Below are 7,697 nucleotides of genomic sequence, written 5' to 3' on the forward strand. Positions count from 1 at the left end.
GCTCTGACCCCGCTGGCGACCGCGCCGGGATCGTCCGGCGCCGCAGAACGGCGCAATCACGTCCGGCGATTGCCTGCAATGGTCGGCATCCGGCGTCCAGGATACCGGCTCGGCCTGCGGAGCAGGCTCGGGGAACGTTTCCGGGCCGTCGTCCTCGACGTCTGGCGACCTGGCGACCTACAACGGCACGACGGGCAAGATCATCCAGGACAGCGGCGTCACGCCTGCCACGGGCGCGCTGACCCCGCTGGCGACCGCGCCGGGATCGTCCGGCGCCTACACCAAGCAGAACGGCGCAATCACGTCCGGCGACTGCCTGCAATGGTCGGCGTCCGGCGTCCAGGATACCGGCTCGGCTTGCGGGTCGGGCTCGGGCGGCGGCGCAAATCCTGGAATGGCCGGGGCCCAAGCCTATTCGGGGTTGTACTTCCCTCTCGATCCGATCGGAACACAGATTGGCGCGGGCGGAACCTCGGCTGGCTCGGCATACACTTACTGCTCGCCTTTTGTCGCGCCCCTGACATTTGCGGTCAACACTCTTTACGGCGTCTTGCAAACAGTCGGGTCGGGGACCGCCCACGCCGCGATCTATCAGGACGCCTACGACACGACGAACCATCGCCACAATCCGGCGACGTTGCAGATGAGCGACAACAACAACCCGGCCGATACGTCGGCGACTGTTTCGTTCACCTTGACGGCTACGACGTCGCTCCAGCTTTTGCAGGGCCATATCTACTGGAAGTGCAATCAGACCAGCGACACGACGGCAAAATGGTACGCCATTCTCAACTCCAACACCCAGTCGCCTTTCAGCTCGATTGTCGGCTCCAACGCCGTGAACGGCGTCATCGGCTCGGATCATGTGGGCGTGTCCTATAGCAGCGGGACCTTCGGCACATGGCCGAATCCGGGGTCCGCGACCTCCTGGGTGGAAATGACGACGGGCACCGCAGCCGCCATGGCTGTCTCCATTGCGAGCATCCCATGATCCGCGCCGCGCTCTGCGTCGCCGCCCTTGCGCTTGCGGGGCCGGCGCACGCCCAGCTTGGCCATGGAACGCTCGGCAAGTCGCAGCCGTCCCTTTATTGGGGCGCGGTCGCCGGCCCGACCGAAGTCCCGTATCAGAAGGACACCATAATTTTGGCGGCCATGTCGCGCGCTCCGGAATGGGCGAACGACGGCGTGTCGCAGATCGAAGTCGTGCTGCCGGACTTCATTTATGCCGGCACGGGATGGGCCGACCACGGCACGTCGCAGTCGCCGGGCGGCGCGACCACCATCACGGCCTCGATCGAGTATCCGGCCGGAACCTGCACGCCGCTGACCTTTTCCGGCTCGACCACCGGGACGATCGCCAACGATTCCTATCTGGCCTCCGACCCGCTCACGATCGCCATCCCGGCCGGCGCGCAATTCTGGGTTCGCGCCTATCGGACCATCACCGCCGGCGGCATGCCTTGGGACGAGACGGGCGGCTCTACAGCCTCGCACTACGAGTCCAGCGCCGGTGAGTTCGCGCTCGGCTACACCACCGCCGCCAGCGGACAGGACGCGACGCAGAGCTGCGCGGCGACGGGAAGCTGGACCACGACGGGGTCGGCAGCCGGGACCGGGGGCGGCTCGGCGACCAACTACGGTGCGCCCTACAAGCCGGTCGCCGTGCTCGGCTATACCCAGATGCCCTCTGTATGCCTCGTCGGCGACAGCCGGACGCATGGCTTTTATGACATCGCCAACGGCGGCTACAATCCGGGGACGCATTTCGGCCAGTTTGACCGCTGGGTCGGCGCGACCTTCGGCACCATCAATCTCGGCTCCGATTCCGACACCGGCTCCAACGCGACCGGCGCCGACTGGCAGGTGCGCGGCTCGCTGCTGAAATACTGCACCCATGTCGCCTGGGGTTTTGGCGTTAACGACATCAAGACGGGCACGGTCTCGGCGGCGAACGAGGAAAGCTATTTCGCCGGCATGATCTCGACCTATGGCGTGAGCGTCGGCGGCGCAGCGCAAAAGTGGTTCGCGGCGACCATCTATCCGTTCGTCTTATCGACCGACAACGACGCCACCACGGTCAACCAAATCCCGTTCGGGGCCTACGCGACCGCCGCCTATGACGAGGCGCAGCGCGAGCAATTCAACACCGATTGCCGATCCAATCTTGCCACCGCCTTCCCCGGGGCCGTGGCCTGCATCGACATCGATAAATGGGTCGAGGACGGCCCGAACTACCAGGGCCTGAACGGACAGACGAACCTCGGCGGAACGACGATCAACAACACCGCGACCAACAATCCGGGCGGCTCGTCGTATCTCGGATATTTCGCCACGTCGGGAATGCCCACAGTGTCGCTGACCGCGCTGTCCTGCTCGGGAAACGTGGTCACGGCGACGCTCAACGCCTCCTCGACCTATCAGCCCGCAGCCGCGACGACGGCCTCGGGGGCGTGGGCGTCTGCGGCGACCACGATCACCCTCGCGTCGGTCAACAACGTCCATCCCGGCGTGTCGATCTATGACGCGACGACGTCGCAGACGATCGGGACCGTGGCGTCGCTATCGAACCATACCATCACCCTGAACGCCGGCGCGGCGAGCGCATCGAGCGGCGCCGCCGACACGCTCTATGTCATCGGCCAGTCGTTCCCGGTCACGATCGCGGGCGCGGCGCCGAGCGGCTACAATGTGACCAACGTCACGGCGACCGCGACGCTGCCCTATGTCAGCGGCACGCAGCCCTTCACCTTCACCTATCCGGTCTCGTCGTGTCCGGGGACGGAGACGGCGGCGGGAACATTCCAGATCGTCGGCCCGGTCGACGTCGCCCAGCGCGTTTCCGGGGACGGCCTGCACCTGCTGGCCTACGGAACGCAGATGCTGGCGGGATGGATGAGCCCGTTCGTCCACACATTGTTCAGCCGATAGGGCGCGCCCGGCGCCGCGCTTGGGCGCCAAATCTCAAGAGGACAATCTGTCATGATCATGCTCCGCGCCGTCGCGCTCGCGGCGGCTTTCGCCTGCGCGCCAGCCTTCGCGGGGGAGTTGAGCGACCGGCTCGCCGGCGACGCTGAATGTGTGAAGCTCGCCGACATCCGGCCGCTGATCACCCACACGCAGGAGCAGAACAGCCGCCAGTTCGATTTCGTCCGCGGCTTCTACATGGCAGCGCCGCCGGCCTCGACGGCGCTGCCGATCGGCGACCGCGCCGCCATCATCACCGATGGACAGGACTTCGGCGTGATCCTGATCGACAACGACGCCGGGGAAACTTGCGCCCGCTTTCACGTCACCGACATCGGCGCCTTCCTGGCGATCATTGAGGCGGTCGGCGAGGGCGCGACAGTCAAGGCGAAGGACGCCGCGGGACGGCCGCTATGATCCCGCTCTTCTGGCTTGACCGGTTCGAGGAAGACCTTTCCGAGAGCCTGACGCCCGCCCGGTACGGGCCGCCCCTGTTCTGGTTCTGCGTCTGGGTCGTCCTCAGCGTGGCGCTGACCAATGCCTGAGATCCCGCACGACGCCTGGCCCGTGCTCGCGGCTATCGCGATCATCTAGCTCGCGTCGATGCTCGCGACCTGGCGTCCCTGACCTATCATTCCAAGCCCGTCGCCTCATTCTGAGCCTGTCGAGGGATGCGCATCTTCCTCACAAACAACCCGGCGCGCGTTCTCGCCCGCCGGCCGAATCTCTGCCTTCTTCGAGGAGCCGACATGAGCGTGACCTTGCCCGAATGGCCCGACGAATCGACGCCCGAGGGCGTGACGTTCTTCGGCGCCGCCCACGCGATCGTCGCGGCCTGGAAGACGAACGGAATCGGCAACGCCTTCGCCCTCGCCATGCTGACCATGGCCGAGGCCGAATCGGGCCTCAACCCGAACGCGCTCGGCGACTATGTCGACTCCGGCGGCAAGCTCCTGCCCTGGTCGGCCCATCCGACTGGGACGCCGACGGCGTTCGGCCTTTACCAGCGCCACGGCGACCGGCTTAAGGCGATCAAGGCCGCGCTCGGCGTCGACATCCTGGCGGCCGTGCTCGCTGGCCGCAACCTGATCACCAGCGACATCGAGGCCGCGTGGTGGGAGCTGAACACCTTTTCCTGGGCGGGCAAGAAGGCGATCAAGTCCGCCTCGACCGCCTACATGGCCGCCTACCAGGCCTGCGCCCTGTTCGAGCGCGCCGGCGCCCCCGACGCCGCGGACCGCCGCGGCGTCATGGCCGAACGCTGGGCCGTCTACTTCCAGAAGAACGGGTTTTGACGCTTTAGCCGCGACCGCTGGTCGCGGCCGACGCGGTCAGCGACCGCCTCTACAGCGCCGCCCTCTTTCGCATGCTTGCCGGCAGACCGGCGAAACGCCCAGCGATTCCGCGCGTCTCCGTGGATTCACTACCCTTGAGGAAATCAGGCCATGACCCTTTTCCCCTGGCTCGCGAAAGCGGGCCGGTTCGACGTCGAGCACGTCGGCGGCATCCCGCATTTCAACCAGGCCGTAGACCCGTGCGCGCCGCCGACCGGGGTGCTGCACACCACCGAGGGCGGGTGGGACTCGTCGCTCGCGGTCTTCAAGCAGCACTACGCGCCCCATTTTCTCGTCGGTCCCGGCCGCATCGCCCAGCTCGTCCAGGTCGGAACGATCGGCGCAGCGCTCGTCACCCACAACTGGATCCCGATCGTGCAGGTCGAGGTAGTCGGCTACTCGAAGCAGCAGCTGTGGTCGCTGGATGACGCAACCTCCGAAGCGGTCGCGGCGCTGATGGCGGCCTGCCTCGCGGAATATGGAATCCCGCTCACGCGGCCTTGGGCCGACGGCGTCTATGGTATGGCGCGGGCGTCCGACCCGCACCGGGCCGAGGGCAAGTTCGGCCATGTCGCCGGCTGGTACGGCCACGGCGACTGCCCGTCGCCCGATTCGCACTGGGACCCGGGCGCGCTGCGATGGTCGGAGCTCTTCCGCGTCGCTTCGGCCATGCCCGCAGCGTCCGCAGCGCCGACCCCCCTTCCCGTCGCCCCGCCCCGCCCCTGCGCGCGCACTGTAGCCGCGCCTGACGCCGCGCTCGATGAGCGCGGCCTGTCGCCGGGCTCGACCCTGGGATCAGCGATCGCGGCGCCAGCGCCTGCAGCGGCGCTCGACCTCTCGGCAGTCTCGGGCCTACAGCGGGCTCTGAATGCGCTCGGCTACAACCTCGACGTCGATGGCTATTTCGGGCGCGAGACCGAAGGCGCGCTCAAGAGTTTCCAGATGCACGTCGGCCTCGCCGCCGACGGGGTTGTCGGCCCCGTGACGATCGCCGCTCTCGAACAAGAGCTGAGGGGAGGTTGAGATGCCCCTTCACCCTTACGGTATCGAGCGCGCCACGGAAACGACACGTGATCTCGAAGACGCACTGCACTGCGCTCGCGCTGCGTCGCATTCGCGTCGCCTCGACACGGCGACGCAAGCCGCGCTCGACGCGATTGTCGCGCTCGGTCGTCATTTGGTCGAGCGCGCGCTTCGCATGGACGCCGAAGTCGAACGTGCGCGCGAACGCATCGCTGCGCTGGAAGCGACTCACTCCCTGACAATCCGACAGGATCGATCAACCCCCGCCGAAAGCGCGGCTTAGGACAATCGCTGATTGGCGAACGCGCGGCGCTCATCGCGAGCTTTCGCACAATGAGCGCTTCCAGCTCCCTGAACGCCACCGCGATCAATCGCCGCCGGGGCGTTAGCCCGACCTCGTCAGCCCCCATGTCGCGCCGAGATCCGCTCGTCTCCCGCGATCGCGTGGAGCGATCGGGCCACCGCGCGGCAAGCTGCCCGAGGGGCCGCCGCCTGTCCTGCAATGACATTCGAAAGGAACACCATGTCTGACGCATCGACCATCATACCTGCAGCGCCGGCGGTCGCAGCGCTCGCCCCGATTGTGCAAGCGATTGTCGCAACGGTCGTCTCAGGCGCCGTCACGTTTGGCGTTGCTCTGTTCACGCGTTGGACCGGGGTGGCCGTGCAAGCCGCTTACGCCGACGCCCTTCGCAAAGCTGCACAGACCGAAGCCGGCGCGCTCGTCGCGGAAGCGGCCGACAACCTATCGTCGAGGTCCATCCTTGTAACGTCGCCGCTTGTCGCCGCGGCGGCTGCGCGGATCGCAGCGGCGCTGCCGGAGGCCATGCAAGCCCTCGGCATGACGCCGGAAGCGCTGTCGAGGCTGGTCGCCGGCGAAATCGGCAAGCTCCAGGCGCAGGCGACCGCGATCCCCGTTCCTCCATCTGCCGGGTCTCCGAAAGCCTCGTAAGGCGCTGTCCGGGGGACTGACGCAGTCTCTCGGTCCGGCCCGGCGGTCCTTCTTCTTCCATCAGGAGCTTCCTATGCGTTCAGCAACGATTCTCGTCGTCTTGGCGTCGTCTCTGTCGGTTGCAGGCTGCAACACGATGACGCCGGCGCAGATCGCCAACGTCTCGTGCAGCGGTGCTGAAGCCGGCACCGCGGTGGCAGTGACGGTTACGACCGACGCCAATACGGGCGCCAACACAACCAAGGGCGCCGCGCAGGCCCAGCAGACCGCGAGCGCCATTCAGAAGGCCGTCGGCGACGCGTGCCCCATCATCGTCACAAGCGTCAACGCGTTGAACGCGGCCGCTCCAAGCGGTGGCGGAGCTGGGCAGTAAGCTCGCAGCCAGAAACACCGCTTTCGTAATGTCCTTAAGTCAGGAGGTCGTCGTGACGCCGGCGGAAAACGCTCCATGGGGACTGCTCGAATGGGCCGTCGTCGGCTTGGCGTCGATCGGCGCAAGCTGCGCGGCGTTTGTCTGGCGCCTCATGATGCGTCTGTATACGATCGAGATTGCTGTTGGCCAGCAATGGCGCGACTTGGACGCGGCGCAGTCGAAAGCCGAATCGGCCATGCTCCGCCTGGCGGAGCGGTTGGCGATGCTTCACGACGAGCACTACCGTTTGCGGGAGACTATCGGCGCGCTTCCGAATCGCACCGACATCCATGATCTCGAGCTTCGTCTGGGCGAAACTGGCTCCAGAACCCGGTCTTCCGCCCATGCCTGGCGCGCAGGCGGCTGACGAAGGCCTCGTGCGTCTGGACTCGCTCGCGTCGCGCTTCGATCGGGCTCTTGATCCGAGAATGTCATGACGCGTGGTCAGGCCGGCGCAACCCTCGGCCTCTGTGACCGCCGTCATGAAATCAAAGGCTTGGCCGGTATTTCCGCCCGATCGGTCGCGGTAAAATTGAATTTGTCGCCACCGTGTCGCCACCGGGAAATAAACGTCACGGCGTCCTCACCCGGATACGGGCGTAGCCTACCAGCCGCGCGCCCATGACCGTCGCGACCGTGACGGCCCATAGATAAATGACGCCCGGCTGAAAACCGGCCGGCGCAGCGTTGCCAAGCTTCTGGCAGACACTGTTTCCGATAACGGCGGCCGGCAGGCTTCCGATCGCCACGGCGTTCGTATCCTGAACCTTGCTGCTTGGCGCGACCGAAACGCTTGTTGAGATTACCGACGCCACGGCGTCGTACGGCGCGAGGTTGTCGGAGAAATTCAGCGTAAACGGGCGCGCGACGCCCGGGTCGATCGTGAAGGCGCCCGCGTATCCGTCAAGCCCAGCCATGGGCGCTCACGGAAAATCATCCCAAAGCCTGTCCGTTCCCGGCACGTTCAAGCCATAATAGGTTCCCACGGGCGTCACCGCGGCAGCGTTAAAAT

11 protein-coding genes are annotated in these 7,697 nt (G+C 66.4%); 10 read left to right on the top strand and 1 reads right to left on the bottom strand.

The window, feature by feature from the left end; genetic code table 11:
* The first annotated feature begins 394 nt into the window (after positions 1 to 394).
* The 10 genes from ACLP25_RS00985 (at position 395) to ACLP25_RS01030 (ending at position 7,052) form a co-directional block, all read left to right on the top strand.
* Complete coding sequence (locus tag ACLP25_RS00985) at positions 395 to 991, top strand: hypothetical protein (protein ID WP_442467385.1); 597 nt, start codon at positions 395 to 397, stop codon at positions 989 to 991.
* Positions 988 to 2,928 (top strand): hypothetical protein, encoded by a 1,941-nt coding sequence (locus tag ACLP25_RS00990; RefSeq protein ID WP_442467386.1) that lies wholly within the window; start codon positions 988 to 990, stop codon positions 2,926 to 2,928. Before ACLP25_RS00985 ends, ACLP25_RS00990 begins: the two co-directional genes overlap by 4 nt.
* Positions 2,929 to 2,979: 51 nt before the next feature.
* Entirely contained in the window at positions 2,980 to 3,381 is a 402-nt protein-coding gene (locus ACLP25_RS00995; protein ID WP_442467387.1) for a hypothetical protein, read from the top strand.
* The gene (locus ACLP25_RS01000) at positions 3,378 to 3,509 is read left to right on the top strand and encodes a hypothetical protein (RefSeq protein WP_442467388.1); all 132 of its coding nucleotides are present in this window, start codon (positions 3,378 to 3,380) and stop codon (positions 3,507 to 3,509) included. The genes ACLP25_RS00995 and ACLP25_RS01000 overlap by 4 nt, the downstream gene beginning before the upstream one ends.
* 204 nt (positions 3,510 to 3,713) lie before the next feature.
* Positions 3,714 to 4,259: a phage tail tip lysozyme gene (locus ACLP25_RS01005; RefSeq protein WP_442467389.1), complete on the top strand. Its 546-nt coding sequence runs from the start codon at positions 3,714 to 3,716 to the stop codon at positions 4,257 to 4,259.
* A 150-nt stretch (positions 4,260 to 4,409) separates the two neighbouring features.
* Positions 4,410 to 5,321, top strand: a complete 912-nt coding sequence (locus tag ACLP25_RS01010) for a peptidoglycan recognition protein family protein (protein WP_442467390.1) — start codon at positions 4,410 to 4,412, stop codon at positions 5,319 to 5,321.
* 1 nt (position 5,322) lies between these two features.
* Positions 5,323 to 5,604 (top strand): hypothetical protein, encoded by a 282-nt coding sequence (locus tag ACLP25_RS01015; RefSeq protein WP_442467391.1) that lies wholly within the window; start codon positions 5,323 to 5,325, stop codon positions 5,602 to 5,604.
* Positions 5,605 to 5,844: 240 nt separating this feature from the next.
* Positions 5,845 to 6,273, top strand: coding sequence for a hypothetical protein (locus tag ACLP25_RS01020; RefSeq protein ID WP_442467392.1), 429 nt, complete (start codon positions 5,845 to 5,847; stop codon positions 6,271 to 6,273).
* A 73-nt stretch (positions 6,274 to 6,346) separates the two neighbouring features.
* Positions 6,347 to 6,646, top strand: coding sequence for a hypothetical protein (locus ACLP25_RS01025; protein WP_442467393.1), 300 nt, complete (start codon positions 6,347 to 6,349; stop codon positions 6,644 to 6,646).
* Complete coding sequence (locus ACLP25_RS01030; RefSeq protein ID WP_442467394.1) at positions 6,627 to 7,052, top strand: hypothetical protein; 426 nt, start codon at positions 6,627 to 6,629, stop codon at positions 7,050 to 7,052. The genes ACLP25_RS01025 and ACLP25_RS01030 overlap by 20 nt, the downstream gene beginning before the upstream one ends.
* A gap of 205 nt (positions 7,053 to 7,257) precedes the next feature.
* On the opposite strand, the gene ACLP25_RS01035 is transcribed toward ACLP25_RS01030, so the two are convergent.
* Positions 7,258 to 7,602, bottom strand: coding sequence for a hypothetical protein (locus tag ACLP25_RS01035; RefSeq protein WP_442467395.1), 345 nt, complete (start codon positions 7,600 to 7,602; stop codon positions 7,258 to 7,260).
* Positions 7,603 to 7,697: the final 95 nt, after the last annotated feature.

Origin of the sequence: Roseiarcus sp. (assembly GCF_052145395.1) — a bacterium.
GTDB lineage: Bacteria > Pseudomonadota > Alphaproteobacteria > Rhizobiales > Beijerinckiaceae > Roseiarcus.